The sequence below is a fragment of the Sphingopyxis sp. BE235 genome (assembly GCF_031457175.1).
Lineage (GTDB): Bacteria > Pseudomonadota > Alphaproteobacteria > Sphingomonadales > Sphingomonadaceae > Sphingopyxis.
Map to the genome: position 1 here is coordinate 163,531 of NZ_JAVDWC010000005.1, position 26,211 is coordinate 189,741.

At 64.7% G+C, this 26,211-nt stretch carries 26 protein-coding genes; 10 read left to right on the forward strand and 16 right to left on the reverse strand.

The features are described from left to right. Positions 1–58: 58 nt before the first annotated feature. From J2X38_RS19295 to J2X38_RS19310, 4 genes are all read right to left on the reverse strand, one after another. Positions 59–433 (reverse strand): response regulator, encoded by a 375-nt coding sequence (locus J2X38_RS19295; RefSeq protein WP_039575078.1) that lies wholly within the window; start codon positions 431–433, stop codon positions 59–61. A 76-nt stretch (positions 434–509) separates the two neighbouring features. Further along, positions 510–947: a chemotaxis protein CheW gene (locus J2X38_RS19300; protein WP_058536088.1), complete on the reverse strand. Its 438-nt coding sequence runs from the start codon at positions 945–947 to the stop codon at positions 510–512. Then, positions 944–3,373, reverse strand: coding sequence for a chemotaxis protein CheW (locus J2X38_RS19305; protein WP_310256403.1), 2,430 nt, complete (start codon positions 3,371–3,373; stop codon positions 944–946). Before J2X38_RS19305 ends, J2X38_RS19300 begins: the two co-directional genes overlap by 4 nt. Positions 3,374–3,525: 152 nt before the next feature. Then, on the reverse strand, positions 3,526–4,167 hold the full coding sequence (locus J2X38_RS19310) for a histidine phosphotransferase family protein (protein ID WP_037518742.1): 642 nt from the start codon (positions 4,165–4,167) through the stop codon (positions 3,526–3,528). Positions 4,168–4,415: 248 nt separating this feature from the next. Between J2X38_RS19310 and J2X38_RS19315 the strand changes: the two genes are divergently transcribed. From J2X38_RS19315 to J2X38_RS19325, 3 genes are all read left to right on the forward strand, one after another. Beyond that, positions 4,416–5,372: an RluA family pseudouridine synthase gene (locus J2X38_RS19315; RefSeq protein WP_310256405.1), complete on the forward strand. Its 957-nt coding sequence runs from the start codon at positions 4,416–4,418 to the stop codon at positions 5,370–5,372. Positions 5,373–5,455: 83 nt separating this feature from the next. Continuing rightward, positions 5,456–6,355: an RNA polymerase sigma factor RpoH gene (rpoH, locus tag J2X38_RS19320; protein WP_056371197.1), complete on the forward strand. Its 900-nt coding sequence runs from the start codon at positions 5,456–5,458 to the stop codon at positions 6,353–6,355. 62 nt (positions 6,356–6,417) lie between these two features. Beyond that, the gene (locus J2X38_RS19325) at positions 6,418–6,723 is read left to right on the forward strand and encodes a hypothetical protein (protein WP_310256407.1); all 306 of its coding nucleotides are present in this window, start codon (positions 6,418–6,420) and stop codon (positions 6,721–6,723) included. Between the two features lie 70 nt (positions 6,724–6,793). On the opposite strand, the gene J2X38_RS19330 is transcribed toward J2X38_RS19325, so the two are convergent. After that, the gene (locus J2X38_RS19330) at positions 6,794–7,594 is read right to left on the reverse strand and encodes a transporter (protein WP_310256409.1); all 801 of its coding nucleotides are present in this window, start codon (positions 7,592–7,594) and stop codon (positions 6,794–6,796) included. A gap of 90 nt (positions 7,595–7,684) precedes the next feature. On the opposite strand from J2X38_RS19330, the gene mtgA reads away from it, so the two are divergent. Both mtgA and J2X38_RS19340 read left to right on the forward strand, forming a co-directional pair. Beyond that, the gene (gene mtgA / locus J2X38_RS19335) at positions 7,685–8,392 is read left to right on the forward strand and encodes a monofunctional biosynthetic peptidoglycan transglycosylase (protein ID WP_310256411.1); all 708 of its coding nucleotides are present in this window, start codon (positions 7,685–7,687) and stop codon (positions 8,390–8,392) included. A gap of 12 nt (positions 8,393–8,404) precedes the next feature. Further along, on the forward strand, positions 8,405–9,367 hold the full coding sequence (locus J2X38_RS19340) for a hypothetical protein (RefSeq protein WP_310256413.1): 963 nt from the start codon (positions 8,405–8,407) through the stop codon (positions 9,365–9,367). Between the two features lie 15 nt (positions 9,368–9,382). Here the strand turns inward: J2X38_RS19340 and J2X38_RS19345 are convergent, their stop codons facing one another. The 6 genes from J2X38_RS19345 to J2X38_RS19370 all read right to left on the reverse strand — a co-directional run bounded on the left by J2X38_RS19345 (position 9,383) and on the right by J2X38_RS19370 (position 15,530). Further along, a complete protein-coding gene (locus J2X38_RS19345; RefSeq protein ID WP_310256415.1) occupies positions 9,383–9,919 on the reverse strand; it encodes a J domain-containing protein in 537 nt (178 codons plus the stop codon). Between the two features lie 54 nt (positions 9,920–9,973). Further along, positions 9,974–10,759 (reverse strand): polyphosphate kinase, encoded by a 786-nt coding sequence (locus J2X38_RS19350; RefSeq protein WP_310256416.1) that lies wholly within the window; start codon positions 10,757–10,759, stop codon positions 9,974–9,976. A 91-nt stretch (positions 10,760–10,850) separates the two neighbouring features. Beyond that, positions 10,851–11,723 carry an alpha/beta hydrolase gene (locus J2X38_RS19355; RefSeq protein ID WP_310256418.1) on the reverse strand — a complete coding sequence of 291 codons (873 nt, stop codon included), beginning with the start codon at positions 11,721–11,723 and terminating at the stop codon, positions 10,851–10,853. A gap of 3 nt (positions 11,724–11,726) precedes the next feature. Next, positions 11,727–13,508: an aspartate--tRNA ligase gene (aspS, locus tag J2X38_RS19360; protein ID WP_058536078.1), complete on the reverse strand. Its 1,782-nt coding sequence runs from the start codon at positions 13,506–13,508 to the stop codon at positions 11,727–11,729. Positions 13,509–13,689: 181 nt separating this feature from the next. Then, positions 13,690–15,201, reverse strand: coding sequence for an FAD-binding protein (locus J2X38_RS19365; protein ID WP_310256420.1), 1,512 nt, complete (start codon positions 15,199–15,201; stop codon positions 13,690–13,692). Beyond that, positions 15,201–15,530, reverse strand: coding sequence for a hypothetical protein (locus J2X38_RS19370; protein ID WP_310256422.1), 330 nt, complete (start codon positions 15,528–15,530; stop codon positions 15,201–15,203). The genes J2X38_RS19365 and J2X38_RS19370 overlap by 1 nt, the downstream gene beginning before the upstream one ends. Before the next feature lie 109 nt (positions 15,531–15,639). Between J2X38_RS19370 and rnd the strand changes: the two genes are divergently transcribed. Further along, a complete protein-coding gene (rnd, locus tag J2X38_RS19375) occupies positions 15,640–16,815 on the forward strand; it encodes a ribonuclease D (protein WP_310256423.1) in 1,176 nt (391 codons plus the stop codon). A gap of 79 nt (positions 16,816–16,894) precedes the next feature. Then, positions 16,895–17,287, forward strand: a complete 393-nt coding sequence (locus J2X38_RS19380; protein ID WP_310256425.1) for an MliC family protein — start codon at positions 16,895–16,897, stop codon at positions 17,285–17,287. 5 nt (positions 17,288–17,292) lie between these two features. Here J2X38_RS19380 and J2X38_RS19385 read toward each other — a convergent pair whose 3' ends face one another. Genes J2X38_RS19385 through J2X38_RS19400 form a run of 4 tightly spaced genes read right to left on the reverse strand, consistent with a single transcriptional unit; the run spans position 17,293 to position 22,884 of the window. Continuing rightward, the gene (locus J2X38_RS19385) at positions 17,293–18,744 is read right to left on the reverse strand and encodes a Ppx/GppA family phosphatase (RefSeq protein ID WP_310256427.1); all 1,452 of its coding nucleotides are present in this window, start codon (positions 18,742–18,744) and stop codon (positions 17,293–17,295) included. 50 nt (positions 18,745–18,794) lie between these two features. After that, the gene (locus J2X38_RS19390) at positions 18,795–20,969 is read right to left on the reverse strand and encodes an RNA degradosome polyphosphate kinase (protein WP_310256429.1); all 2,175 of its coding nucleotides are present in this window, start codon (positions 20,967–20,969) and stop codon (positions 18,795–18,797) included. After that, positions 20,960–21,613 (reverse strand): HdaA/DnaA family protein, encoded by a 654-nt coding sequence (locus J2X38_RS19395; RefSeq protein WP_058536071.1) that lies wholly within the window; start codon positions 21,611–21,613, stop codon positions 20,960–20,962. Before J2X38_RS19395 ends, J2X38_RS19390 begins: the two co-directional genes overlap by 10 nt. Further along, positions 21,613–22,884 carry a heavy-metal-associated domain-containing protein gene (locus J2X38_RS19400; RefSeq protein WP_310256431.1) on the reverse strand — a complete coding sequence of 424 codons (1,272 nt, stop codon included), beginning with the start codon at positions 22,882–22,884 and terminating at the stop codon, positions 21,613–21,615. The genes J2X38_RS19395 and J2X38_RS19400 overlap by 1 nt, the downstream gene beginning before the upstream one ends. Before the next feature lie 85 nt (positions 22,885–22,969). On the opposite strand from J2X38_RS19400, the gene purM reads away from it, so the two are divergent. From purM to J2X38_RS19415, 3 genes are read left to right on the forward strand one after another with little or no spacing between them, the layout of a single operon-like run. After that, positions 22,970–24,076, forward strand: coding sequence for a phosphoribosylformylglycinamidine cyclo-ligase (gene purM, locus J2X38_RS19405; protein ID WP_310256433.1), 1,107 nt, complete (start codon positions 22,970–22,972; stop codon positions 24,074–24,076). After that, a complete protein-coding gene (gene purN / locus J2X38_RS19410) occupies positions 24,069–25,019 on the forward strand; it encodes a phosphoribosylglycinamide formyltransferase (protein WP_310256435.1) in 951 nt (316 codons plus the stop codon). Before purM ends, purN begins: the two co-directional genes overlap by 8 nt. Further along, on the forward strand, positions 25,019–25,717 hold the full coding sequence (locus tag J2X38_RS19415; protein ID WP_310256437.1) for a hypothetical protein: 699 nt from the start codon (positions 25,019–25,021) through the stop codon (positions 25,715–25,717). The genes purN and J2X38_RS19415 overlap by 1 nt, the downstream gene beginning before the upstream one ends. Here J2X38_RS19415 and ndk read toward each other — a convergent pair. After that, on the reverse strand, positions 25,714–26,136 hold the full coding sequence (ndk, locus tag J2X38_RS19420) for a nucleoside-diphosphate kinase (RefSeq protein ID WP_037518700.1): 423 nt from the start codon (positions 26,134–26,136) through the stop codon (positions 25,714–25,716). The genes J2X38_RS19415 and ndk overlap by 4 nt on opposite strands. Between the last annotated feature and the right edge of the window lie 75 nt (positions 26,137–26,211).

The following is a 26,211-nucleotide window of genomic DNA, read 5'->3' on the forward strand; positions in this document are numbered from 1 at the left end:
GCGGGCGGTTGGCTCTGGATCTTGTATCAGGGGTTGTGGACGGGCCACGTAAAAAACCTCAAGCGATGCCGACGAGTTGCAGCTTTCCTTCGAGCGTTTCGCGGTCGAACGGCTTCATGACATATTCGTCCGCGCCGGCTTCGATCGCGGCGCGGATATGGTCGATGCTGTTTTCGGTCGTGCAGAAAACGACGCGCGGGCGTTCTTCGCGCCCATAGTCGAGATCGTTGAACGCCCCGAGGAACTCCATTCCGCTCATCACCGGCATATTCCAGTCGAGCAGGATGACGTCGGGACGATTGGCGCGGCAGAAGGTCAGCGCCTCCTGCCCGTCAGCCGCCTCTTCGACGGCGAAGGACATGCTTTCAAGGATATGGCGCGCGACCTTGCGAATGACTTTGCTGTCATCGACCACCAGACAAGATTTCGACATTCAGTTAACTCCGACCCCCGGGATTTGGGCATGTTTACGGTGAAGGCGTGTGCAGCCAGTTAATAGACGGCCGAATTCATGCGGCTTTTAAGGCCGGCAGCGTGATAAAGTTCGACGGATCGACAACGAGCAGCGAGCTGCCCTGATGTTCGATCATCGCATCGGCGACGCGCGCCCAGCCGGGGAGCAGCTTTCCGGCGATGCGCGTTTCGGCGGCGTCGATGAAACAGACATCCTCGATCTCGTCGGCGAGCAGCGCATAACCATGCTCGGCGACGTCGACGACGATCACGCGCTGGCCCGGCGCCACCGGCACCGCGGGCAGGCCGATGACGACATGCGGGTCGATGAGGGTGAAGACACGGCTGCGGAGCGCGAAGAGCCCCGCGACATGCGGCGGCGCGGCGGGCACTTCGACGGGCGTGCCGACGGTGACGACCGAATTGATCGCGCGGCTGCGCAAGGCGACGCGCGTGTCGGCGATGCGCGCGATCAGATAGAGTTTGTCCATCATGCGCTCTCTCCCCCGACCTGGCGGCGCAGCGCGTCGAGCAGCGCTTGGCGATCATAACGATAGACGGTTTCGTCTTCGGGCCCCGCGGCCGCGATCGAGGTGCGCAGGCGGATCACCGGCACATCGCCGTCGACATGCCCGCAAGGCTCGCCTTCTTCGGTGAGGCAGAGCAGGACATCGGGCGCTTCATCCGACGCATCGCCCACCATGACGACGCGGTAGCCGGCATTGCGCAGGATCGGAGCAAGGAAATTGCCGCCCCAGCCGTCATGATCGTCGGCAAGGCGGCAGAGCGGCCGGCGCAGCGCGGGCGCGGGCGCGCCGGCGGCATATTGTTCCATCAGCCAGAAGGGATCGATGAGTTCGACAGGATCGCCGCCGACGAGCACGACGCCCGCGATCAGGCCGGGCGCCGCCGACGGCTGCACGGCGTCGGGCAAGCGGACGATGTCGATCACCTCGGCGATCGGATAGCAGAGCACCGAGCGGCCATCGTAGAGGCGAAGAAGCTTCAGCGTTCCCTCGCCGCCCGGCAGCGCCGCGGCATGGACGGGGAAAATATCGTCGCCAATCTGCGCCTGCACCCTGCCCGCGCTTTCGAAAAGCGCCTTTGCCGGAACCTCCTCGACGCGTTCGATCACCGACAGGCGGACGCCGCGGACACGGCTGTTCATATCGCGGAATAGCAGCAACTGCACGGCGTTGCGCGCCGCCGCGGCTTCGGCCTCGGCCTCGGCCATCCGGTCGTGGCTGCGGCCCGTTTCGCTGGCGTCGATCGCCGCCGTGGCCAGCAGGCCCTGGACGTCGAGCAACAGGACGGGGCGGCCGTTGTCGGGCAGCGTCGTGCCGGCATAGAGCCCCGTCGCCATGATCATCGGCGCCGCGGGCTTGATCACCAGTTCCTCATGGTCGTGGATCGCCGCGACGCTGAGCGCATAGCTTTGCCCCTGCCCCGGACGCACGATGACGAGCGCGCGGTCGTCGCTGTCGTCGGCCTCGTCGCGCTCGCGGCCCAATATATTTTCAAGGCGAAGCAGCGGAAATTGTTCGCCGCGCACCGTCGCGAGTTCGCCGCCGCCGAGCTGATCGATGCGCACCGTATCGCCATTTTCGAGCAGGATTTCGCGCACCGCGCCGCGCGGTATCGCGAAATATTGTCCCGCCGCGCGGACCATCAGGCCCGAAATGATCGTCAGCGTCATCGGCACGCGGAGCAGGATCGCGAGCCCGCGCCCCTCTTCGTTGCGCAGTTCGACGATGCCGCCGATCTTTTCGACATTCGCCTTCACGATATCCATGCCGACGCCGCGGCCGGAGACCGAGGTGATCTTCGCCGCGGTCGAAAAGCCGGGACGGAAGATCAGGTCGAGCTTGTCCCTGGGCGCCAGCGCGCGCGCCTCGGTCGCGGTCAGGAGGCGCGAGGCGATCGCCTTCGCGGTCAGGGCGTCGGGCGACAGGCCGCGGCCGTCGTCGCGCACTTCGATTTCGATCTGGTTGCCCGACTGGCGCGCCGAGACCGAGATTGTCGCGGTGATGTCCTTGCCCGCAGCGACCCGGTCCTCAAGCGGCTCGATGCCATGATCGATCGCGTTGCGGACGATGTGGATCAGCGGATCGCGGATATTCTCCATCATCTCACGGTCGAGCTCAACCTCGCCGCCGCTCGTCTGGAAAGCGATCTTCTTGCCCATGTCCTTGGCGAGATCGCGGACGATGCGCGGCAGCGGGGCGAAGAGCTTGTCGATCCGCTGCATGCGCATCTGGCTAACCGACTGGCGCATTCCGGCGATCGAGTCGGAAAGACGATCGAACGACGCGATGACCGACAGGTCGGCGCCCGATTCGCGCAGCATCCGCGCAAATTCATTGCGCGCCAGCACGATGTCGGTGACCCCGGTCATCACGCTGTCGAGCAACGGCAAGGGCACGCGGATCGAGCGCCAGCTTTGCAGTTCGGCGCTGAAATCATCGTCGCGGCGGAGCGGAACACCCGCGACCTCGAACGGCGCATCTTCGGGAATGTCGCCGGCGAGCGCGCCGATAACATCGCGGTCGTTGCCGGCCGGCTCGACGCCCTTCTGGCTCAGCGCCGTGCAAAGGTCGCCCAGCCGGTCGAGGATGCCAAGCACGCCGGTGACGAGCGTGGCGTTCGCCGGGCGGTTGCCGCGCCGCACCTGATCGAGCGCATCCTCGGCGGCATGCGACAAGGCGGTAACGCGCGGCAAGGCCAGAAAGCCCGAGCTGCCCTTGATCGTGTGGACGAGCCGGAAAATCGCGTCGAGCTGCGCGCGGTCGGCGGGGTCCGCCTCCCACGCGACAATGGCCCCGCCGGCTTCGGCAAGGATTTCCGCCGTTTCGGCCAGAAAGTCGTTCAGCAGATCGTCCATCGCGATACCGGTGCGCCCCAAAAACTGAGGTTCGACCATGCCCGACAATGGTTAAGGAGGGTTTTACTGGTGCGTGCGGCGGAAGGAAATTTGTGATCCTCCCAACCTTCGTCATTCCCGCGAAAGCGGGAACCCAGTAGCAACCTCAGCTCGCTGGGTTCCCGCTTTCGCGGGAATGACGATGTTGGGGACTAGCGACCGCGGAGAACGGCGCCGACCAGCAGCGACGTCGGCGTTTCGCGCGCCAGCATGACCGTACCGTCATTCTGCCGTGCCACCGCCTGCACCAGCACCGCGGGCGCGGTGCGCGAGGTCATCGGGCTGGCGCCCTCGCCTTCGGCCAGGATGCGTTCGACGTCGGCATCGAGGAAGATGCGCTCGGCCTCGACATGCAGCGCGATCTCGATGCCCTCCCCCTGCTTTTCGCAGCCGACATCGAGCCGGCCGCCGCGCACCAGCGCATCGACGAGGAGAAGCGAGAGGTTGAGGATGATCTTCACCGCGGGCTTGGGCAGCGGATCGGTCCCGATCATCCAGTTGAGGTCGATCGCGCGGTCGCCGATGATGCCCTGAATCGCCGATTTGGCCTCATCGGCGGGGACAAGCTCGCCGAACCCGCCCGCCGAACCGAAGGCGAGACGAAAGAATTTGAGCTTGTTTGCCGAGGTCCGCGCGCTTTGTTCGAGCAGTTCAAAGCAACGCTCGCGCATCGCCGGGTCTTTCTCGTCGGCGAGCAGTTCGAGGCCGTTGGCGAAGGCACCGACGGGGCTCAGCAGGTCGTGACACAGGCGCGAGGCCAGCATCGAGGCGAAATCGACGCGATCGTCGGACATGGATGAAAAGGCTCCCCAGCGCAGTGTTCCGGACATTTCCGGCGTGGGCTGCTCCTAGGACAGCCATGACCCTAAGGGCAAGCGCGATGCGCCGAAGCGCCCCGCCCTTTTTCGTCGTCACCCCGGACTTGATCCGGGGTCCATGCCGCCGCCGCCGAATGGATGCCGGATCAAGTCCGGCATGACGAAGGGTGTGTGAACGAGCCTGTCCCCTTGAATTTCAGCGCCCGAAAACCACATTCCGATCAATGCAGGGGGATGACGACATTTTGACCGTGGCGCTGGACGACAGCGCGGCCGGGCTGCGGCTCGACCGGGCGCTCGCCGAAGCGCTGCCGAGCCTGTCGCGCGAACGTTTAAAGAGCCTGATCAAGGGCGGCCGCGTCGTCGGCGCCGACGGCAAAATCCTTTGGGATCCCTCGGCAAAGGCGGCGGCGCCCGCAACGATCGAGGTTCGCCTGCCCGCCGCCACGCCCGCGCATAATGTCGCGCAGGACATGGGATTGGTCATCGCTTATGAGGACGAGCATCTGATCGTCGTCGACAAGCCCGCCGGGATGGTTGTCCATCCCGCCGCGGGCAATCTCGACGGCACGATGGTCAACGCCTTGCTCCACCATTGTGCGGGGCAATTGTCGGGGATCGGCGGCGTCGCGCGGCCGGGGATCGTCCACCGCATCGACAAGGACACGAGCGGGCTGATCGTCGCAGCGAAGCACGACAAGGCGCATGAAGGTCTCGCCAAGCAGTTCGCCTCGCACAGCATCGACCGCCGCTATCTCGCGATCGCGACCGGCCGGCCGATCCCGGCGAACGGCACGATCGACGCGGCGCTCGGCCGGTCGACCACGAACCGCAAAAAGATGGCGGTGGTCGCCGAAGGACGCGGCAAGCATGCGATCACGCATTACCGCACGATCGAGCCCTTGAAGAATGCGACTCTGGTCGAGTGCCGGCTGGAAACCGGACGCACCCACCAGGTGCGCGTCCACATGGCGCATATCGGTCATCCGCTGGTCGGCGATCCGGTCTATGGACGCGTCAGAAAGCCTTTGTCGGAGGTGCTGAAAGCACGGAATTTCGTGCGGCAGGCATTGCACGCGGCCCATTTGGGCTTTATTCATCCGGTGACCGGTAACAACATCGCGCTCGACAGCGAACTCCCAGCCGACATGCGGGAACTGATCGATGAATTGCGCGTTTAGGTTTCGAATGAAAATCTATCTCGACCGCTGGACCCAACCGCGGCATGTTCTGACTCAAGATTCTAAAGGGAAGACGCTCTCCAATGGCTAAAAGCAACGTTCCGGCCACGGTTCCAGCGCTTGGCGGCGAAGCCAGCCTGAATCGCTATCTGGCGGAAATCCGCAAATTCCCCCTGCTGACCCCCGAGCAGGAATATATGCTCGCGCGCCGCTTCCAGGAGCATGGTGACAATGAAGCTGCGGCGCAGCTCGTCACCTCGCACCTCCGTCTCGTCGCGAAGATCGCGATGGGCTACCGCGGCTATGGCCTGCCCGTCAGCGAGCTGATCAGCGAAGGCAATATCGGCCTGATGCAGGGCGTGAAGAAGTTCGACCCCGAACGCGGCTTCCGCCTTGCGACCTATGCAATGTGGTGGATCCGCGCGTCGATCCAGGAGTTCATCCTGCGGTCGTGGAGCCTTGTCAAAATGGGCACGACCGCGGCGCAGAAGAAGCTGTTTTTCAACCTTCGCCGGATGAAGAACAACCTCGCGGCGTTCGAGGACGGCGACCTGTCGCCCGAACATCTGACCAAGATCGCGACCGACCTCGGCGTTACCGAGGAAGAGGTCACCAGCATGAACCGCCGCATGGCGATGGGCGGCGACACCTCGCTGAACGTCCCGATGGGCGAGGACGGCGACAGCCAGTGGCAGGATCTGCTCGGCGATGAAGGCCCGCTGCAGGACGAGCGCGTCGCCGAGGCGCAGGAACGCGATGTGCGCCATTCGCTGCTGAATGAGGCGCTGGAATCGCTCAACGAGCGCGAGCGCCACATCCTGACCGAACGCCGCCTGACCGACGACCCCAAGACGCTGGAAGACCTGAGCCAGGTTTACGACGTCAGCCGCGAACGCGTGCGCCAGATCGAAGTGCGCGCATTCGAAAAACTGCAGAAAGCGATGCTGAAGCTTGCCGGCGACCGGCGGCTGGTCGGCGCCTGATCCGCGTCCATCCTTTGCGCCCGTGATTTGACTCGCGGGCGCAAGGAACTAGCCTTCCCTCGATGGATTTGCTGACCAGATACCGTCATCACTTGGCCGTCGAGGCGTCGGGTCGTTCTGGCTTGTTCTCGAAAATCCTACGATATTTCAAAAGATTTTGGTTCGCCTGCCTTTTCGGAGCCGTGCTTTTTCTCGCTTATGGCGTGTGGGTCGCATTAACGAGCGATCTCCGCGGCGGCGCGGGAATGGCTTTGATCGTCTTCCCTTTTGGCGCCGCTCTGATTTGCGCGCTTGGGGCCGTTCCTTACGGCGTCGCCCAGCTTTTCCTGTCAACGAAGCGGTTACCGGATAACAACCTCGACGATTAGGCTTCGCGTCGATCGATGTCCGTTCCCTACCCTAAAGCCGACATGGGAATGCGGGAGCGGCGCGCAAACGTCAGAAGCGGCGCACGAAACCGAAATAGAGTTCGACGTCCGGGCTATCGCGATTGAGCCCGAAATTGGCACCGACATCCCACTGGCTATCGGCATCGGGCTGCCAGCCGGCCGAAAGCCCGGCCAGCGCCTCGGTTGTGTGACCGCCGGGGTCACGGTCGCGGGTAAGCGACAACTCCGCCGCCATCGAGACATCGTCGGACAGGCCGAACCCCACCCCCGCGACCGAGCCATAGGCCGTATGCCGGCCATTGCCGTCGCTATCGACGGCGGCATCGACGTGCGGCGTGAAGCCCAGCGACACCGCACCGAGTTCGACGCTGACCGGCACGATCATCCCCACCCCCCAATCGCCCGCGCCGACGCCATCGCCGCCCAGTGGCAACGTCGCATAGGGCATCAGCGCGAACGAAAAGCCCGACCCGTCGGGACTACGCAGATTCTGCCGCAACGCGAGCGTCACGTCGCCGGTTCGCGTCCGGCGGGTCACGTCGCCCGTCGCGCGGTCACGTTCGCGCGCATGGCCGAGCATCGTCCATCCAAGCTGCACCTCCAGCGACGAGGTCAGCCCGGCGCGCAGCAGCGCGTCGCCGAAGGTCCAGCTATCGCTTCGGCTGTCGGCGGTGCGATCGAGCGTCCAGTCGGCCAAGCCGATCTCGAACAGCATCGACCCCGGCTCGACCGTGCAGGCGGGTGTACCGAGCCCCGGCCGGTCGGGGCAAAGGTCGCGGCGATCCTCGTTCGCGAGGGCAGGCGCAGCGGCCGTCGCGGCGGCTAGCAGCAATAGGGATCGAAGCGACATGCGGGTCTTTCCTTCGGCAAACATCAGTGTTTTTTGCTCCGCAAGATCAAGCCCGCTTGCCTCGAAATCGCAAGCGGCTAATTTGCCTGCATGGTAACGTCCTCTCGCGCGAAGAAGCGCAAGCTCCCCTGGTATCTCCGGCCGTTCAAATGGCTGTTCTGGTTCATTGCCGCCTCGGTGCTGTGGGTGCTGCTCTATGCCGTCGTGCCGCCGCCCGTGACGTTCACGATGCTGGCCGACAGCAACGGGATTACCAAGGACTGGGAAAGTCTCTCGAGTATCGACCGCAACATGGTGCGCGCTGTGATCGCGGCCGAGGACGGCAAATTCTGCAGCCATAACGGCTTCGACCGCGACGCGATCGAACAGGCGATCGAGCGCAACGCCAAGGGCAAACGCATGCGCGGCGGATCGACGGTCAGCCAGCAGACGGCGAAAAATGTCTTCCTGTGGCAAGGGACGGGCTGGACGCGCTATGTCCGCAAGGTGCCCGAGGTGTGGTTCACCTTCCTGATCGAAAAGATCTGGGGCAAGCGCCGGATCATGGAGGTTTACCTCAACGTCGCCGAGACCGGCATCGGCACCTATGGCGTCGAGGCGGGGGCGCAGCGCTATTTCAACCATGGCGCGGGCAAGCTGACCCCCGCCGAGGCGGGGCGGATCGCCGCGATCCTGCCGCTGCCCAAGAAACGCGAGGCGGTGAGCCCGTCGGGCTTCACGCGGCGTTACGGCAACACGATCCGCGCGCGCATCGGCGTGGTCAAGCGCGACGGGCTGGATGCGTGTGTTTATGACTGAGCGGGCACCTGGATGGTGACACGCCATTACCTCCTGGCCGGATTGGCGTTCCCCGCGATTTTCATATCGGCATTTGACCATACGCCGGCGATTGCGGCCGAGGAGGTTGCTCCCGCGAGAGCGACCGTCAGTTTCCTCAAACGGGCCGACCGAAAGCCCGTCCCGATCGATCTTTCCAACGGGCTCATTGCCTTCGAGGTGGAGATAAACGGGAAAAGGGGTTGGGCGATTCTCGACAATCTTGCAGGCCGCAGCACCGTCGATCTGGCTTTTGCCCGCGCGACGGGGGCCGAGATCGGGCCCCGCTCGGTGCCAATCACGCCCGGCCATGGCCCCGGTTATGAGCAGGTCGAGGCCCATCGCCTTGCGCGTCCGCTGGCCATCCATTTCCCGGGGCAAATGACGGCGACAGCGGCGCTGCAAACCGCCGACCTGCGGTTTCTGCCCAAGGTTCGGGACAATGCCGTCGCTCTGGTGATCGGGCAGGACTTCTTCCGCCATCTCGCCTTCGCGGTCGATTTCCGCTCCGCATCGTTCCAGATCGGTCCCAGCGGCACTATCAATGCGGGATCCGCGTCAACCGCTCTCCCGATAACGGGCCCCCGGGCCGCATTGCCAATAACAATCAACGGGAAAAGCCTCGTCGTAGACATCGACCTAGGGTCGAATGGCGGGTTGGCGATCAAACCCGAGCCTTGGGACCGGACAGGTTTAACTGGAGGCAATCAGGTCGGTTTTTCAAGGAATATCAGCGGCGAAGTTTACTCTTTTGCCAAAGTGGAACTGCCCGAACTGTCCGTGGGCCCATTTGTGGTCGAAAAGACACCGGTAAGAAAAATGGAACGCTATGTCGGCAGCAGCGACGGCATCGCCGGCATGGTGCTTCTGAGGAAATTCGACGCCTTCGCCATCGATCTGAAACAGAATCGCCTTTGGCTCGTGCCCAAACAATTCGGCGGCGCGACGCCTCCGTAAAGCTGGGAGAGGCAGCTAAGCCGGCTTCCAGCTCTTGCGCTCTTCGGCCTGCTTCAGCACCTCGAACGCCGCCTGCCCTGCCGCAAAGCGTTTCGCGGCGTCGGCGTCGCCGGGTTTCACGTCGGGGTGCGTTTCTTTGGCAAGATTGCGCCATGCCTTTTTCGTCGCTTCGAAATCGGCATCGGGTTCGAGGTCCAATATTTCGAGCGCACGCATTTCGTCGGCACTGCGGCTGCCGTCGCCCGACCCGCCCCAGGCATAATGCTGGGCCTTTGCATACGCCCCCGCGTCGCGCGTCTCATTAGCAGCCCGCTCGGCGGCATCCTCGGCGCTCAAACCCTCGAAATAGTCCCAGCCGCGGTTATATTCGGCGGCGTGCGTCTCGCAGAAATACCAGCGTTCGGGGCTGTTCGGCGACTTCGGAGCGGGGCAGTTGCCGAGGTTGGTGCAACCGTGGCGATCGCAGAGGCGCACCTTCTGCGTCTCGCGCGACGAGCCATAGGGGCGCCAGCGGGGAAAACCCCAATCGTCGGATCTCTTGGCGCGGCTCATCACCCCCATGTAGCGGCTGGGGCGCGCGATTGCTAGCCGAGGAGGCCGAAAAACCTAGTCTTTGGGCTTGTAACCGAACGCCTTGCCCGCGAGTTTGACGACCGCGGGGTCGAGATCGGGCGGGGTCATCGGCACGATCGCCTCGAGCGCTTCGGCGATATGGGTCAGTGCCGCGATGCGCGCGGCCTTCTTGTTATTGCCGTCGATCACCTTCCACGGCGCCCAGCGCGTGTTCGTCTGCGCGAACATATCCTCCATCGCGGCGAGATAGGCCTTGCGCTTCGACCGGTTGCGATAGTCCTCAGGTCCCGTCTTCCACCGCTTCCACGGATCGTCGAGGCGGTCGGTGAAGCGCTTGTCCTGTTCTTCCTGCGTCAAATGGACGAATATCTTGACGAGGTTCGTGCGGCTGCCCGTGAGCTGCGCCTCGAACTCGTTGATCTCGTCATAACCCTTGCGCCATTCCGCCTCGCTCGCAAAGCCCTCGACACGCTCGACTAGGACGCGGCCGTACCAGCTGCGGTCGAAGATCGAGATTTCGCGGTTGCCCGGCAGGCGCTTCCAGAAACGCCACAGGAAATGGCGCGCCTTTTCCTCGTCATTCGGCGCGCCGATCGGCCAGACCTCGAAATAGCGCGGATCGAGCAGCGCGGTCATGCGCTTGATGATGCCGCCCTTCCCTGCCGCGTCCCAGCCTTCGAACATAATGATGCTGCGCTGGCCGTGCGTAATATGCGCGGATTGTACGCGCTCAAGCCGTTCCTGCAACGCATCGAGCGCATCGGAATAGTCGCCGTCATATTTGGCGCCGGCTTCGTGATCGGAGAGGGAAATGCTCATCGCGCCTCCCTAGCGCAACCGGAGGCGTCCTACCAAGAGCGATGCAGCCCTGTCATTTTCTGGGACAGCGCGCGCGCGTTTCGTTACGCGGTTAGAGCAATTCCGCGAGCAGCGCGGCGACGCGCGCGGGATCTTCCATCGGAATGAAATGGCTATGCTCGGCCCATAGTTCGTCGCGCTCGGCGCCGAGCGCCGCACCAAGACCGGTCCAGGTCGGACTCAGCGAAAAATCGAGCGGGCCGCCGCGCTCGCCGGTCGGGGCGCGGATCACCATCGACGGCGTGGCCAGATAGTGCAGCCACTCGTGCGGACTGATGCGTAGGGCATTTTGATAGACCGATGTTTCGAGCGCCGGCGGGCAGGCAAGCTCCAGCCCCTCGCCCTCGGCTGCCGGGAGCAGGCCATGGGTGCAATAGTCGGCAAGGACGCGCGGGTCCCAATTCGCATAGGGCGGCCGGTCGGCGAAACGCGCGCGCATCTCTTCGGCGCTCGCCCAGCTGTTGCGGCGGCGCGCGACGGGATGCTCGGCGGGATCGGGGATGGGCTTGGCCGCCTCGCCTTCATAAAAGGCGGGGTCCATGATCACCGGATCGATCAGCACGAGGTGACGAAAGGCTGCGGGTCGCTGCGATGCGAGCCGCGTCAGCGCGTAGCCGCCCATGCTGTGACCGCAGCCAACGAGCGGATGCCCGCCGAGCCCGTCGAGCAGCGGCAACAGCGCGTCGGATGTCGCCGCCCAGTTGGCGAGCGTGGCGGGACGGTAGCTGCGCCCATGCCCGCGATGATCGGGCGCGATGACGTGCGTGCCGGCGGGCAGCGCCGCGACGACCTGATCCCACAGCCGCGCGTGAAAGCCCGTCGCGTGGAGCAGGAGCAGCGAAGCCTCCTGCCCCCGCGTTCCCCATTCGAACCAGCAGATATCGCCTTCCGGCGTTTCCAGCCGGTGCTCCCGGGGTTCGCTCACGCCTTAGCCCTTCGGGCCGTCGACGATGCGGATGCCGAGTTCCTTGAGCTGCTTGTCGCTCACCGGCGCGGGCGCGCCCATCATCAGGTCTTCGGCCTTCTGGTTCATCGGGAAGACGACGACTTCGCGGATGTTCGGCTCGTCGGCGAGCAGCATCACGATGCGGTCGACGCCCGGCGCCGAGCCGCCGTGCGGCGGCGCGCCGAACTTGAAGGCGTTGATCATGCCGCTGAAATTCGCGTCGACCTCTGCCTGCGAATAGCCTGCAATCTCGAACGCCTTATACATGATGTCGGGGCGATGGTTCCGGATCGCGCCCGACGACAGTTCGACGCCGTTGCAGACGATGTCATACTGCCACGCGAGGATGTCGAGCGGGTCCTTGGTTTCCAAGGCTTCAAGCTCGCCCTGCGGCATCGAAAAGGGGTTGTGGCTGAAATCGATCTTTCCAGTGTCCTCGTCGGCCTCGAACATCGGGAAGTCGACAATCCAGCACATTTCGAACTTGTTCGGATCGATCAGCTCCAGCTGTTCGGCGACGCGGGTGCGTGCGAAACCGGCGAGCTTCGCGGCAACCGCTTCCTTGCCCGCGGCGAAGAAGAGGCCATCGTCGGGGCCGATGCCGAGTTCGGCGGCGAGCGCGTCCATCTTGTCGGCGCCGTGGTTCTTGGCGATCGGGCCGCCCCATTCACCGCCCTTGCGCGTCGCGTAGCCGAGGCCGGCAAAGCCCTCGCCCTGCGCCCAGCTGTTCATATCGTCGAAGAATTTGCGGCTCTTTTCCGCGGTCGCGGGTGCCGGGATCGCGCGCACGACGTCGCCCGCGGCGACGATGTCGGCGAAGCGGCCAAAGCCCGATCCGGTGAAGTGCGACGAAACGTCGGTGATGATCAGCGGGTTGCGCAGGTCGGGCTTGTCATTGCCATATTTCAGCATCGATTCGCGGTAGGGGATGCGCGGGAACGAGCCGGCCGGGGTGACCGACTTGCCGTTTGCGAACTCCTCGAACACGCCCGCGAGCACGGGCTCGATCGCGTTGAACACGTCGTCCTGCGTGACGAAGCTCATTTCGAAATCGAGCTGGTAGAATTCGCCGGGCGAACGGTCGGCGCGCGCGTCTTCGTCGCGGAAGCAGGGCGCGATCTGGAAATAGCGGTCGAAGCCCGCGACCATCAGCAGCTGCTTGAACATCTGCGGCGCCTGCGGCAGCGCGTAGAATTTGCCGGGGTGGACGCGGCTTGGCACCAGATAGTCGCGCGCGCCCTCGGGCGACGAGGCGGTGAGGATCGGCGTCTGATATTCGGTGAAGCCCTGATCGACCATGCGGCGGCGCAGGCTTGCGATCACGTTCGAGCGCAGCATGATGTTCGCATGCAGGCGATCGCGGCGAAGGTCGAGGAAGCGGTATTTGAGGCGGATATCCTCGGGATATTCCTGCTCGCCCGCGACCGGCATCGGCAGTTCAATCGCCGCGGACTGGACCGCCACGTCGCGTGCGCGCACTTCGATCGCGCCGGTCGGCAGGTTCGCGTTGGTCGTTTCGGCCGAGCGCGCGACGACGTCGCCTGTGATCGTCACGACGCTTTCGGCGCGCAGGCCGTCGAGCGTGGCGAAGGCCGCGTCGCTCGAGTCCGCGACGATCTGGGTCAGACCATAATGGTCGCGCAGATCGACGAAGAGCAGCCCGCCATGATCGCGCTTGCGATGCACCCAGCCCGAGACACGGACATTCTGGCCGACATCCTCGGCGCGGAGCTGGCCACAATTATGGGTGCGATAGGCGTGCATTTTCTTGGGTCTCTCACATGTCCGGGGAGGCACGCGCAAACGTACCGATATGGCCGCGCCTAAGGCAGCGCGGCGAGCGATTTGTCAAGACTTGGCTCGTCGCCCCCGCGAAGGCGGGGGCCGCTGGCAACCTTGCTCAACGCCTCTTGCGGCCCCCGCCTTCGCGGGGGCGACGGATGCTTCAGCAGGTCAGCCCCAACCCGTCGAGTACCTCGCTGCCAAACAGCGCGCGGTGCGCCGGATCGGGAAGCAGCCGGTCGCGCGCGGTGCGCCAGCGGCGGAAATCCTCGCCATAATCGGCGGCGACGCGCGCGGCGTCGAGGCGGCAGCTTTTCGCCCAGTGGCGGGTGAAGGTGATCCCCTCTGCATCGAGGCATTCGACCACGCGGGTATAGGCGTCGGCGGTGCGCTGGCTGCGCGGGCCGTCGAAATCGATCACCGCATTGTGCGTGAAACGCGCAGGAGCGAGCAGCCCTTGCGCGCGCTCCATGAAACGTATGGTGACGACGGTCGAGCCGCCGTGGCGCGCATAGACCGCGCAGATGCGTTCGAACGCGCGCGCAAGGTCGGCGCGGTCGATGGTGACCGAGGCGTTGAACAGGTCTGCCAAGGGACGATGCGTATCGAGTCCCTCCCCCCAGCTGCCATAGACCGGCGGCGCGTCGATATCGGGGCCGCTGGCATAGCCCTGTTTCATCGCGAACTGGAGCAACGGCCCGCGCGCCCACGGATAATCGTTGAGCAACCGGCCGAGCAGGCTGAGCGCGTCATAACCGGCGCCGAGCTGGCCGGGGGTCGCGCGGGGATAATCGTCGCGCCAGGGTTCGCGATAGAGGAAGCGCAGCATCGCCGGCCGCTTGAACGGCTTGTACGGATTGACGATCATCTGGACGAAATCGGGATCCTGATCGAGCGCATAGGCGGCCGAGAAGCGGCGGAAATCGCCGGCGGCGAGCCAGTCCAGCGCCGCCCGATCGACCTTGCGCAGATTCTGGATCGGACGGACGAGAAATTTCGGTACGCTGTCAACGACGAGCGCCGTCACGATGCCGAGCGAGCCGACGGGAAGCTGCGCCGCGGCGAACATATTGTCGTCGCGGAGCGCCGTCGATCCTGTCGCGGCGATGAAGGCGTCGCTCATCACGCCGGTGTCGGGCTCGATCCAGCGGATACCGCTTGGGGTGACGATCTGCAGCGCGCGGATATGGTCCTGGATCCCGCCGCGCGCGATCATCGATCCGTGGGTGCCCGTTGCAGCGGCGCCCGCGAAGGTCTGTCCATTGCCCGCGCCGCTGGTCCACAGCGAGCGGCCTTGTGCTTCGAGCTTGTCCGACACCTCGTCGACGAGCGCACCCGCTTCGACAAGCATCAGGGCGCCGGCGTCGATCCCGGGGCGGACGTCATCGGCGCCGATGCGAAAACAACGATTGAAGCGCCGCGTGTGGAGCAGCCAGCTTTGCGAGCTGATATTGACATTCGACGGCGACCAGCCCGCGCCGAGCGGACGGACACGGCGCTTCGCCGCCTGCGCCGCCGCGAGCCAGTCCTGCACCGACTTCGCGGCGATCGCGATCTCGTCGCGCCCGCGCTCCGCGTCACCGCTGCGCAAGGCGAAGCGCGTCGCCGCTTCGCAGGTGCCGGTGCCGTGATAATTGGTCCAGCGGCCTTCGTCCCCAAGCTTGACGATAGGCATCACGCGCCTCCCAGCGGCAGGATACCCGCATGCGCGCGCCACGCGACGGTGACCGGGCGGAGGAAACCGAAGGTCGCGATCGTCACCAGCATCTGGCGCCGCGTCGCGAACATGCGGACGTCGCACAGGCCGTGATCGGATTCGGGGGTCACAAACGGCTGCGCAGCCTGCGCGGCGAAACCCCAGCCCTTCAACGTCACCACCATCGATTCCTCGTCGAGCGGCCGCGGATTGGCGATCGAGAGGAAGATATCAGCCTGCCCCGCGGCATATTGCCCGACAAGCAACGCAAAACCGAGCGCGGCGAGCGCCCAACCGAGCCACATCATGCCCCAAATCCCTTCGTCTTTTACCCCGGCCGGTATTCCGGCTCTGCGACCCGAAGAGCACGCGCAAATTTTCCTGCCCGTTCCTCTCAACTAGCTGTATAGGCGCGCTATGCAAGTCCATCCGTTGATCGAAACCAACGCCGCGCTCGTCGAATTCTGCGACCTTATTCGGAACAGCGATTTCATCGCGGTCGATACCGAATTCATGCGCGAAAACACTTTCTGGCCAGAGCTTTGCCTGATCCAGGTGGCCGACCGCGACCATGCCGCGGCGATCGACCCGATGGCGCCGGGCATCGACCTGGGGCCCCTGCTCGACCTGCTCGTCGACAATGAGGACATGCTGAAAGTCTTTCATGCGGGCGGGCAGGATGTCGAAATCATCTTCAACCTGACCGGAAAGACGCCGCACCCGATCTTCGACACCCAGATCGGCCAGATGGCGCTCGGTCAGGCCGAACAGGTCGGATATTCGAACCTGGTTGAAGCATGGATCGGGCTGCAACTCGACAAGGGCGCGCGCTTTACCGACTGGAGCCGCCGCCCGCTCGACAAGCGCCAGATCGACTATGCCGTCGGCGACGTCACCCACCTCGCCAAGATTTTCCCGATGATGCTCGACAAGCTGATCAAGACCGGCCGCGGTCACTGGCTCGATGAGGAGATGGAAAAGCTCGCCGATCCCGCCAATTACAGCGTCGATCCCGACAAGGCGTGGCAGCGAATCAAGATCCCGACGCGCAAGCTCGACGTGCTCGGCCGCTTGCAGTCGCTCGCCGCGTGGCGCGAACGCGAGGCGCGGCAAAAGAATCTGCCGCGCGGCCGCATCGTAAAGGACGAAACGCTCGCCGACCTCGCCGCGCATCCGCCGAAGGATCAGGACGGGCTGGGCCGCGTGCGCGGACTGTCGGCAACGTGGCGCACCAACGACATCGGCGGCCGGCTGATGGACGCGATCGCGGGCGCCAAGCCGATGTCGAAGGACGACATGCCCGAGCGCGCACCGCGCGGCCCGGGGCTAGGCAAGGAAGGCACTTTGGTCGCCGACCTGCTCAAGCTGCTGCTGAAAATCCGTGCGCGCGAATTGAACGTCGCGGCGCGTTTGATCGCGCGCAGCGACGACCTCGAAGCGCTCGCGGCGGGCGCCCGCGATGGCATCCAGATGATGGACGGCTGGCGTTACGACGTGTTCGGTCACGCGGCGCTCGATCTGGTCGAAGGCCGGATGGGCTTTGCGGTCAAGAACGGCAAGCTGGTGATGAGCGAGATCGACGGCGCGGCCTGAGAGCCTACGGCCTTGCTATTGCACGGCATTGGCCGTTGCCCCATAATCGGGGGGCAGTGATGTCATGAAGGAGCAGGCCATGCGTTTCCCCGTCGCTATCGCCCTCGCAATCGGCGTTGCAGGCTGCAACTCCGCGCCGACCAAAACCGAAGCCCCCAACGCGGACACCGCACAATCGACCGCCCCCAAGGCTGAGGCGCCTGCCGCACCTGCCGCGGAGCCTGTTCGCTACACCTGCGCCGACGGATCGACCGTCGAGGCACGCTACCCGACCACCGACACGGCGCAGATCGTCGTCGCGGGCAAGACGGTCGAGATGAAAAGCGCAATGTCGGCGAGCGGCGCCCGCTATGTCGGCGGCGGCTGGCAATGGTGGACCAAAGGCATGACCGAAGGCTCGCTCGCACCGCTCAAGCCCGGTGAAGAAACCGCATCGGCGGCCGGGACGACCTGCACCGCGCCGGCGACCTAGGTCGCTCAGCCGCCTTCGAGCAAATCCACCACGGGTTCGGCGTCGAGCGCGTTCGCGAGTGCGCGCAGTCGCCGCTCGACCGCCTCGCCCATCAGATGGTGCCATTCGCGCGTGAGGGTGAGCCGCAGTTTGCCCCCGCGCATCGCGATCGAGCTGCCGTCGAGCGGCGCCTGGATGCCGCCGGTCAGGCGTTGGGCCAAACGGATCGCGAGCCCCCATTGACGCGCCCGCGCCAGGCGCTCGGGCGTCACGAGACTGCCCATCGCGGGAAACTCGGCGTCGGTGCCGCCAAAGCCCGCGTACAGCGCGCGGGCAAGGAGGATGCGGCCCGGGATATCGATGCTCCGCCAGTTTCCGTGCAGGCCGATCTCGGTGCCGCGCTCGGCGCGAAAATCGGGATTCGCCGACCAGGCGACATCGCTGAGCAGGCTGGCGGCCAAACGGACGCGGCTGTCGGCGGGAGTCTCGTCAGCAAACAGCGGCGCGATCCATTCGGCGATCGCGCGGCCGTGCGGCGCGAACCGCGCGAGGCGTCGGCCCTCGAATTCGGCGGCGACGATCAGTGGGTCCTGCGCGCGCGTTTCGGCATCGAGCGCCTGATAGAGCAGGCCTTCGCGAAGCCCCGATGACGACACGGTCATTTCGGGCACGTCGAGAATGTTGACGAGCGCCGCGAGCAGCGCCGCCGCATCGGGCAAGGCCGCGGCGCGGTTCGACGCCATGCCGGGGATGGCGCGGAGCTCTTCAAAGCTCAACCTTTTGGTCGCGCGGAGCAGGCGGCGCAGCGCGCTGCGCGGCAATGTGTGCTGATCGAGGACCGCGAGCGGGTCCTTGGTGAGTTCGAGATCGAGCCGCGAGAGCGCGCGCCACGAACCGCCGACCAGATAGAGCGGCAGCCCGGTCAACCCCTCGCCCGGCCAGCCCGCGGCGCGGAGCATCTTGCGGATCGCGCGTTCAAACGCCTGCTCGCCATCCTTCTGCAGCGCGGGCAAGCGGAGCACGCCGAGCGGGAAGGATGCGCGGCGGCCGACCTTGCCGCGGGACACTTCGGCGAGTTCGAGGCTGCCACCGCCAAGATCGACTGCGACGCCGTGCGCGTCGGGGATCGCCGACAGCACGCCATGCCCCGCAGCCTCGGCCTCCTCCTCGCCCGACAGCAGCCGGATATTCAGTCCCGCCTCGGCCGCGGCGGCGATGAAGTCGGGACCATTGACCGCATCGCGCACTGCTGCGGTGGCGACGCATTGCACGTCCTGGACGTCCATATGCTCGGCGAGCAGCGCGTAGCGCCGCAGCGCGACCAGGCCGCGCTCGGCGTCTCGCGAGGCGATGCGGCCATCGATGGCGAGCCCGCGGCCAAGACCCGCGGCGACCTTTTCGTTGAAGATCACGGCGGGGGCGCGCGCCGGTCCTTCATAGACGACGATGCGGACCGAGTTGGAGCCGATATCGATCACGGCGGATCGACTGACCGCCTGCCTGGAGGAACGCTGTGGGGTCAATTTCGTCAATCTTCGCGCGTGTTGAAGGCGAGGGTCGGGACGTCGTGGCGCTTGTGGAGCGCCGTTCCGCGACCCGATAGCGACGCGTTCGTCATGAAATAATGATGCAGATTGAATGGCTTGTCGTCCGGCTTCACCCGCACTGAGGTGCCGTCGGACTGCAGGATCCAGCTTTGTTCATTGTCGATCAGGTTCGCGACGAGCACCTGGTCCAAAATCTGGTCGTGGACGGTCGGGTTCTCGATCGGGATCATATATTCGACGCGGCGGTCGAAGTTGCGCGGCATCCAGTCTGCGCTGCTGATGTAGAGTTTTGCCCCGCGATGCGGCAGCGCCGCGCCGTTCGCGAAGGCCCACACGCGGCTGTGCTCGAGAAAGCGCCCGACGACCGATTTGACGCGGATCGTTTCGGACAGCCCGGGCACATCGGGGCGCAGGCAGCAGATGCCGCGCACGATCAGTTCGATCGGCACGCCCGCAGCGCTCGCCTCGTAAAGCTTGTCGATGATGTCGGGGTCGACGAGGCTGTTCATCTTGGCCCATACGCCCGACGGCAAGCCGGCCTTCGCCGCCGCCGTCTCGGCGTCGATCAGGTCGGACAGATGCGCGCGCATGTTGAGCGGCGACATGGTGATGAGGTCGAGCCGTTCGGGTTCGACATAGCCGGTGATGTAATTGAACAGCTGCGCCGCGTCGCGACCCGCGCGCGGGTCGGCGGTGAAGAAGCTGAGATCGGTATAGATGCGCGCGGTCACCGGGTGATAATTGCCGGTGCCGAAGTGGCAATAGGTGCGATACCCCTGCCCCTCGCGGCGCACGACCATCGAAATCTTGGCGTGCGTCTTCCACTCGATGAAGCCGTAGACGACCTGTACCCCGGCGCGTTCGAGCTGGTTCGCCCAGAGCAGATTCTGCTCCTCGTCGAAGCGCGCCTTGAGCTCGACGACCGCGGTGACCGACTTGCCCGCCTCGGCCGCCTCGATCAACGCGCGGATCACCGGCGACTGGTTGCCGGCGCGGTAGAGCGTCTGCTTGATCGCGACGACGTCGGGATCGGCCGCCGCCTGCCGTAGGAAAGACAGGACGACGTCGAAGCTTTCATAGGGGTGATGGACGACGATGTCCTTCGAACGGATCGCCGCGAAACAGTCGCCGCCATGTTCGCGGATGCGTTCGGGGAAACGCGCCGAATAGGCGGGGAATTTGAGGTCGGGGCGATCGACATCGACGAGCGCCGACAGCGCCGCAAGCCCGATGAAGCCGCCGATCTTGGCGACGATCGCCTCGTGCCCCTGAATATCGGCGTTGAGCACCTCGGCGATTTCGCCAGGCATGTCGGCTTCGAGTTCGAGCAAGATCACGCGGCCGCGGCGGCGGCGGCGGATCGCGGTGCGGAACAGGCGGACGAGATCCTCGGCCTCTTCTTCCAGCTCGATATCGCTGTCGCGGATGATGCGGAACACACCCAACGAGCGGATGGTGAAACCGGGGAACAGCAGGTCGCCGAAAATCTCGATCAGATATTCGATCGGCACGAACGCGCCCGGCTGCCCCGGGACCGGCACGAAACGCGCCAGCGAGGAAGGGATCATCACCAGTTCGCGGATCGTGTCACCCGTCGCCTTGCGCTGCAGATCGAAGATGACGCCGAGGCCGCGGTTCGGGATGAAGGGGAATGGATGCGCCGGATCGAGTACCTGCGGCGTCAGGATCGGGAAAATCTGGTCGATGAAATATTGGCGCAAGGCGGTGCGCAGCGCTTCCTTGTCGGACCCCGTGCCGTGGACAATGATGCCCTGTTCGCCAAGCTGGCGATGGAGCAATTGCCATTCGCTCTGCTGCTGGTCGACGAGGCGGTTCACCTCGGCCTCGATCTCGGCAAGCTGCTGCCCCGGCGAGCGGCCGTCGGCCGAAGGATCGTCGATCCCCTGAAGCTGCTGCCCCTTCAGCCCCGCGACGCGGACCATGAAGAATTCGTCGAGGTTGCTGCCCGAGATCGACAGGAAACGAAGACGTTCGAGCAAGGGATGCGCGGGGTTGCGCGCCTCCTCCATCACCCGCCGGTTGAAGGCGAGCCAGGAGAGTTCGCGGTTGAAGAAGCGTTCGGGGCCAAAGCTGGGCGGCGTCGCCGCGGTATCGGCATCATTGTCTGCGCGCAAAGGGCCGCCGGTTATCGACATGTCGCGTCATCCTGTCGTTCGAGCAAATCGGGATCGATGAGCCCCTGTGACAGTAATGTTTCACGCGTAAGACGAATGCTAATACCGCCGCCCTTTTCGAGCGATGCGGCATCGAGCGCCGCGACGACGCGGTGGATCATCGCATAGCTGCGCTCCATCCGCGGCACGATATAGGAGGCGACGCCCGGCGCAAGCGCCATGCCGCGCTGCGCGAACAGCGCCTCGATCAGGTCGCGCGCAAGGCAGTCGTCGGGATCGCCGATCGCGAGCACCGGCACCGCCGCCAGGCGCGAACGAAGGTCGGGAAGCGCGACATTCCATTCCGACGGCGGCGCATCGGCTATGATCAGCAGCGGTGAGCCGCTGGCCTGCGCGGCGTTCCACGCGTGGAAAATCTCTTCTTCCGAAACGCTGTCATGCCCGTCGATGATTTTTCCGCCGGTGTCGCGCGCGAAGAGCCGGCCCATCAGGCTGCGCCCCGATCCCCGCGGTCCGGTGAGCACCGCCGTGCGGACGGGCCATGTTGCGACGTGGCGCAGGTAGCGCACGGCATCGGCGTTGCTGGTGCCGACGATCAGCGGACCGTCGTTACTGCCCCCCGCGCTCCAATCGAGCGGCAGCGCAATCTGGGACGCGCGCGCCATCAGCGGCTGATCCTGAGCTGACCGCCGCCTTCCTGCACCTTGAACCCGCGTGCGGCGAGCGCCGCACCGAGCGCGGCGAGGTCACCCCGGAAGCTGACGCGCATCACCGAGGTGCCGCCGAGCGCAAGGCTGGTGGTCGAGGCGGACTGGACGCCCGCGGCGCCCGCAACCGCGCGTTCGGTCGCGGTGACCGAATCGACGTCGGGCGAGCTGTACTGGACGGTGAAGCTCTGTACCCCGACGGCGGTTGTCGTCGGCACACTCGCATCGGTTTCGCTGGGCAGCATCTCGTCGTCGGCCGCGATCTCTTCGGGCAGGTCTTCCTTTTCGACCGGCTTTTCGAGGACGAGATAGGTATCGGTGCGCAGCACGCCCGCCGCGAGCGCGTCGATATAGATGCGGTCCATCCGCGCGACCGCCTTTTCCATCATGTCGGGCAGCGCCGCGGGGCTGGGCCCGGTCATGGTGAAGGTGGAGATCAGCTTGCTGTCGGGGCCGAAGCGCGCGGTGAAATGGCCTTTGATCGGGCCACCGGGATAGGAATATTCGACGCGCGCGATCGGCGTCAGCACGTCGGCGGCGCCATATTGGTCGAGGATCACGCGCCACCAGACGCGGCCGCGGCGGCCGGTCTGACCCGCGTTGATCAGCAGCGTATCGGCGCCGGTGCCCGCGGTGCGGACATAATCGATCGCGCTCTGCCCCGTATTATATTCGGCCCACGCGCGCTGCCATGCGCTGCGCTGTTCGAACACCTGCGGGATGCCGTCGATCGAATAGACGGGGATGACGAGCAAGGGCGGCGAGCGCAAAGTGCGGCCGCTGACGCCGAGAATCTGGCCTGCGCGCACGCGGTCGAACTGGACGCCGAGCCGGGCGACATAGCGGCGCGGGCCAATCTGCTCTTCCTCGACGACGATCGCGGTGACGATGCCATCGAGCACCGAATCGCCGAGTTTGGGGCCGTCGCTGCCGTTCAATTTGCGGTAAAGCTGGGCCCACGCCAGGCGCTGCGCCTCACGCCAACCCTTGGTTCGCGCATCGTCGGCATTGTCGCCGGTGACGTCGACCATGATGCCGCTCGTCAGGAAATCGCCGCTGCTGTTGATCGGGGTGATGCCGCGGTCGCCGCGAGTGATCTGACCATCGACCACGCCAACGAGCAGAATCGCAAAGAACAGGCCGAAAAGCGCCGCCCAGCGCCAATCGCGGCCCCGCAGGGCGTCGAAGGCGAAGCTCGGGGCGAAGCGGGGGAAAGCAGCCGAAATCATATCTTCTCTATGCTTTGCCCAAAAGCGCGGGCCCCGACAAGGAAATCATGGCATTTATCGGCCGGAAGCGTTAGTCGCGCGGGCCATGGATTCCAAGCACAACCAACCCGCCCCCTACACTTATGCTGGGGCCGGCGTATCGATCGAGACCGGCAATGCGCTGGTCCGTGCCATTGCTCCGCTCGCCCGTGCGACGCGCCGACCCGGTGCCGACGCCGATCTCGGCGGCTTTGGCGGCTTTTTCGACCTGAAGGCAGCGGGGTTCAACGATCCCCTGCTCGTCGCGGCGAACGACGGCGTGGGCACCAAGCTCAAACTCGCGATCGAATCGGGCAAGCATGACGGGGTGGGGATCGACCTCGTCGCGATGTGCGCGAACGACCTGATCGTTCAGGGCGCCGAGCCGCTGTTTTTCCTCGATTATTACGCAACCGGAAAGCTGGACAACGACGTCGCGACTGAAGTCGTCGCGAGCATTGCCGAGGGCTGCAAGCAGGCCGGATGCGCGCTGATCGGCGGCGAGACCGCCGAAATGCCGGGCATGTATTCGGACGGCGATTACGACCTTGCGGGCTTCTGCGTCGGCGCGGTCGAGCGCGATCAGGTGCTGACCGCGGACAAGGTCGCGGCGGGCGACGTGATTCTCGGCCTCGCTTCGTCGGGGGTGCATTCGAACGGTTTCTCGCTCGTGCGGCGGCTCGCGGCGGACAAGGGCTGGAAGCTCGATCGCCCTGCGCTGTTCGACCAGACGATCCTGCTGATCGACGCGCTGATGGCGCCGACGCGCATCTATGTGAAGAGCCTGCTCCCGCTGGTGAAGACCGGCAAGATCCATGCGCTCGCGCATATCACCGGCGGCGGACTGCTCGAGAATATTCCGCGCATCCTGCCAAAAACCCTTCATGCGCACGTCGATGCCGACGCGTGGGAACAGCCGCGGCTGATGGCCTTCCTGCAGGCGCAGGGCAATATCGAGCCCGAGGAAATGGCGCGCACCTTCAATTGCGGGATCGGCATGGCGGTGGTCGTCGCCGAGGCCGATGTTGAAGCTGTTACCGTGGCGCTCGAAGCCGCGGGCGAGACGGTTTTCCGGATCGGTCATATCGCCGAAGGCGAGAAAGGCTGCACCGTGACGGGTAGCGCCGAAACCTGGAGCGCGATGGGCGCGTGGAGCGCCACGCATAATGGCTAAGGCGCGTGTCGCCGTCCTGATTTCGGGCGCCGGCACCAATATGGCGGCGCTGCTCTATGCGGCGAAAGCGGCCGATTGCCCTTATGAACTGGTGTTCGTCGGCAGCAACGATCCTGAAGCGCCCGGCCTGAAGATCGCCGAGGCCGAGGGCCTCGCGACGTGGGGCGTATCGCACAGGGGCATGAACCGCGACGCGTTCGATACGCTGGTCGACGAGCAATTGCGCGCGGCGGGCGCCGAGTTCGTCGCGCTCGCCGGCTATATGCGCATCCTGTCCGACGATTTCGTCGCGCGCTGGGCCGGGAAGATGATCAACATCCACCCGAGCTTGCTACCGCTTTACAAGGGGTTGAATACGCACGGCCAAGCGATCGAAGCTGGCGACAAATTCGGCGGATGCAGCGTCCATATCGTGACGCCCGGCGTCGACGAAGGTCCGGTCCTCGCGCAGACGCCGGTCGCGATCCTGCCCGGCGATACCGTCGAAACGCTGGCGCGGCGGGTGCAGTTCGCCGAGCATCAGCTTTACCCCGCCACGCTCGCGGCGTTCGTGACGCGCGAGCAGTCGCCCGATTATCTGCGCGGCCGCGTGCGCGAACTCGCCATGGCGCTGCCCGAGGCCGACGAGGTGACCTCGCACGGCATGCCCTGCTTCGGCATCGTGAAGGGCAAGAAATTCGCCTATTTCACCGAGGATCATCATGGCGACGGCAAGATCGCGATACTCGTCAAGATCAGCGGCGGCGAAGAACAGGCGATGCTGATCGAGCTCGACGAAGACCGCTATTACCGCCCCGCCTATTTCGGCGACGGCTGGGTCGGCATCCGCCTCGACCTCGGCGATACCGATTGGGATGCGATCGGTGAATGGCTGCGCAAGAGCTGGCTGTCGGTCGCGCCGAAGAAGCTGGCCGGGCTGATGGGGGCCGTAGAGGAATTCTGATGCATAGCCCCTTAGAACTAGAGCCCGAAGCCGTTGCCGCGATTGGACTTATCAATGTTCGATGGGCAGCCTTGGAAAAAGGGTTGGCTGAGCTTCTTGGGCGCTTTCTGCGTGTCGATCACGCAGGTGAAGCAGCTCTTTATGCGATCACGACCTTCTCCCAACGAATACAACTTATCTCGGCGGTAGCAGAATATTCAATTCAAGAGGATCTTCATGCTAGAGTCGTAGAGCGCTTACTGAGCAAGATTGAAGATCTCTGGAGGCAGCGCAACTTATATGTGCATTCACACTATGTGCACCGAACCATATATTCTGATGGCATCGAGGTTACACTTGTCGGCGATGGAGGGAAGCCGTTTGATAGCCAAGCGATAGAAGAAGGTCCGGGAGTTACCCAAAAGGGCTCGTTTGGTTACCTAAAGCGCCAGCGGAACAAAGAATCAAAATTCGTCCCGATCAACAGGGGGGCGCTTTCAAACCACGCATCTCAAATAGTTCGCCGCGGGCGACAGCTCATGGCTGTTGTAAAAGCGATAGATACGGGGATCGTTACGCTTCAGAAAGACGCCCCTGCAAAATACCAAAATATTTCACCGAGGGCGCGCTTGAAAAAAGAGAGAATGGCGACCGAGGTAAGCGGCGCTTTTACTAGCCGCGTTTACCCCGGTCCGCCAATTCGAAGAAAACCCTACTAGCCGACGATTTCTTCGGGCTTGAAGAAATAGGCGATTTCGATCGCCGCATTCTCGTCGCTGTCCGAACCGTGAACCGTGTTCGCTTCGATGCTTTCGGCGAGTTCCTTGCGGATCGTGCCGGGAGCGGCGTCCTTGGGGTTCGTCGCACCCATGATGTCGCGGTTCGCCTGCATCGCGTTCTCGCCTTCGAGGACCTGGACGACGACGGGGCCGCTGATCATGAAGTCGACGAGTTCGCCGAAGAAGGGGCGTTCCTTGTGGACCGCGTAGAAGCCTTCGGCCTGTTCGCGGCTCATGTGGATGCGCTTCGACGCGACGACGCGGAGGCCGGCGTCTTCCAGCATCTTGGTGACGGCGCCGGTGATGTTCCGGCGCGTGGCGTCGGGCTTGATGATCGAAAAGGTGCGAGTGACCGCCATGGGGGAAGCTCCTGTGTTATTATGGTCTGCGATGCGCGCGCCTCTAGCGGCGCTTTGGCCGTATCGCAAGGATAG

What these genes read in the sequence shown, in the direction of transcription:
- purN (WP_310256435.1), top strand. Translation starts at nt 24,069, where the DNA reads ATGGCTAAGGCGCGTGTCGCCGTCCTGATTTCGGGCGCCGGCACCAAT.
- J2X38_RS19305 (WP_310256403.1), bottom strand. Translation starts at nt 3,373, where the DNA reads ATGGTCGAACCTCAGTTTTTGGGGCGCACCGGTATCGCGATGGACGAT.
- rpoH (WP_056371197.1), top strand. Translation starts at nt 5,456, where the DNA reads ATGGCTAAAAGCAACGTTCCGGCCACGGTTCCAGCGCTTGGCGGCGAA.
- rnd (WP_310256423.1), top strand. Translation starts at nt 15,640, where the DNA reads ATGCAAGTCCATCCGTTGATCGAAACCAACGCCGCGCTCGTCGAATTC.
- purM (WP_310256433.1), top strand. Translation starts at nt 22,970, where the DNA reads ATGGATTCCAAGCACAACCAACCCGCCCCCTACACTTATGCTGGGGCC.
- J2X38_RS19380 (WP_310256425.1), top strand. Translation starts at nt 16,895, where the DNA reads ATGCGTTTCCCCGTCGCTATCGCCCTCGCAATCGGCGTTGCAGGCTGC.
- J2X38_RS19315 (WP_310256405.1), top strand. Translation starts at nt 4,416, where the DNA reads ATGCAGGGGGATGACGACATTTTGACCGTGGCGCTGGACGACAGCGCG.
- J2X38_RS19350 (WP_310256416.1), bottom strand. Translation starts at nt 10,759, where the DNA reads ATGAGCATTTCCCTCTCCGATCACGAAGCCGGCGCCAAATATGACGGC.
- J2X38_RS19300 (WP_058536088.1), bottom strand. Translation starts at nt 947, where the DNA reads ATGATGGACAAACTCTATCTGATCGCGCGCATCGCCGACACGCGCGTC.
- aspS (WP_058536078.1), bottom strand. Translation starts at nt 13,508, where the DNA reads ATGCACGCCTATCGCACCCATAATTGTGGCCAGCTCCGCGCCGAGGAT.
- J2X38_RS19295 (WP_039575078.1), bottom strand. Translation starts at nt 433, where the DNA reads ATGTCGAAATCTTGTCTGGTGGTCGATGACAGCAAAGTCATTCGCAAG.
- J2X38_RS19415 (WP_310256437.1), top strand. Translation starts at nt 25,019, where the DNA reads ATGCATAGCCCCTTAGAACTAGAGCCCGAAGCCGTTGCCGCGATTGGA.
- J2X38_RS19365 (WP_310256420.1), bottom strand. Translation starts at nt 15,201, where the DNA reads ATGCCTATCGTCAAGCTTGGGGACGAAGGCCGCTGGACCAATTATCAC.
- J2X38_RS19330 (WP_310256409.1), bottom strand. Translation starts at nt 7,594, where the DNA reads ATGTCGCTTCGATCCCTATTGCTGCTAGCCGCCGCGACGGCCGCTGCG.
- J2X38_RS19310 (WP_037518742.1), bottom strand. Translation starts at nt 4,167, where the DNA reads ATGTCCGACGATCGCGTCGATTTCGCCTCGATGCTGGCCTCGCGCCTG.
- ndk (WP_037518700.1), bottom strand. Translation starts at nt 26,136, where the DNA reads ATGGCGGTCACTCGCACCTTTTCGATCATCAAGCCCGACGCCACGCGC.
- J2X38_RS19370 (WP_310256422.1), bottom strand. Translation starts at nt 15,530, where the DNA reads ATGATGTGGCTCGGTTGGGCGCTCGCCGCGCTCGGTTTTGCGTTGCTT.
- J2X38_RS19345 (WP_310256415.1), bottom strand. Translation starts at nt 9,919, where the DNA reads ATGAGCCGCGCCAAGAGATCCGACGATTGGGGTTTTCCCCGCTGGCGC.
- J2X38_RS19400 (WP_310256431.1), bottom strand. Translation starts at nt 22,884, where the DNA reads ATGATTTCGGCTGCTTTCCCCCGCTTCGCCCCGAGCTTCGCCTTCGAC.
- J2X38_RS19340 (WP_310256413.1), top strand. Translation starts at nt 8,405, where the DNA reads ATGGTGACACGCCATTACCTCCTGGCCGGATTGGCGTTCCCCGCGATT.
- mtgA (WP_310256411.1), top strand. Translation starts at nt 7,685, where the DNA reads ATGGTAACGTCCTCTCGCGCGAAGAAGCGCAAGCTCCCCTGGTATCTC.
- J2X38_RS19395 (WP_058536071.1), bottom strand. Translation starts at nt 21,613, where the DNA reads ATGGCGCGCGCGTCCCAGATTGCGCTGCCGCTCGATTGGAGCGCGGGG.
- J2X38_RS19390 (WP_310256429.1), bottom strand. Translation starts at nt 20,969, where the DNA reads ATGTCGATAACCGGCGGCCCTTTGCGCGCAGACAATGATGCCGATACC.
- J2X38_RS19325 (WP_310256407.1), top strand. Translation starts at nt 6,418, where the DNA reads ATGGATTTGCTGACCAGATACCGTCATCACTTGGCCGTCGAGGCGTCG.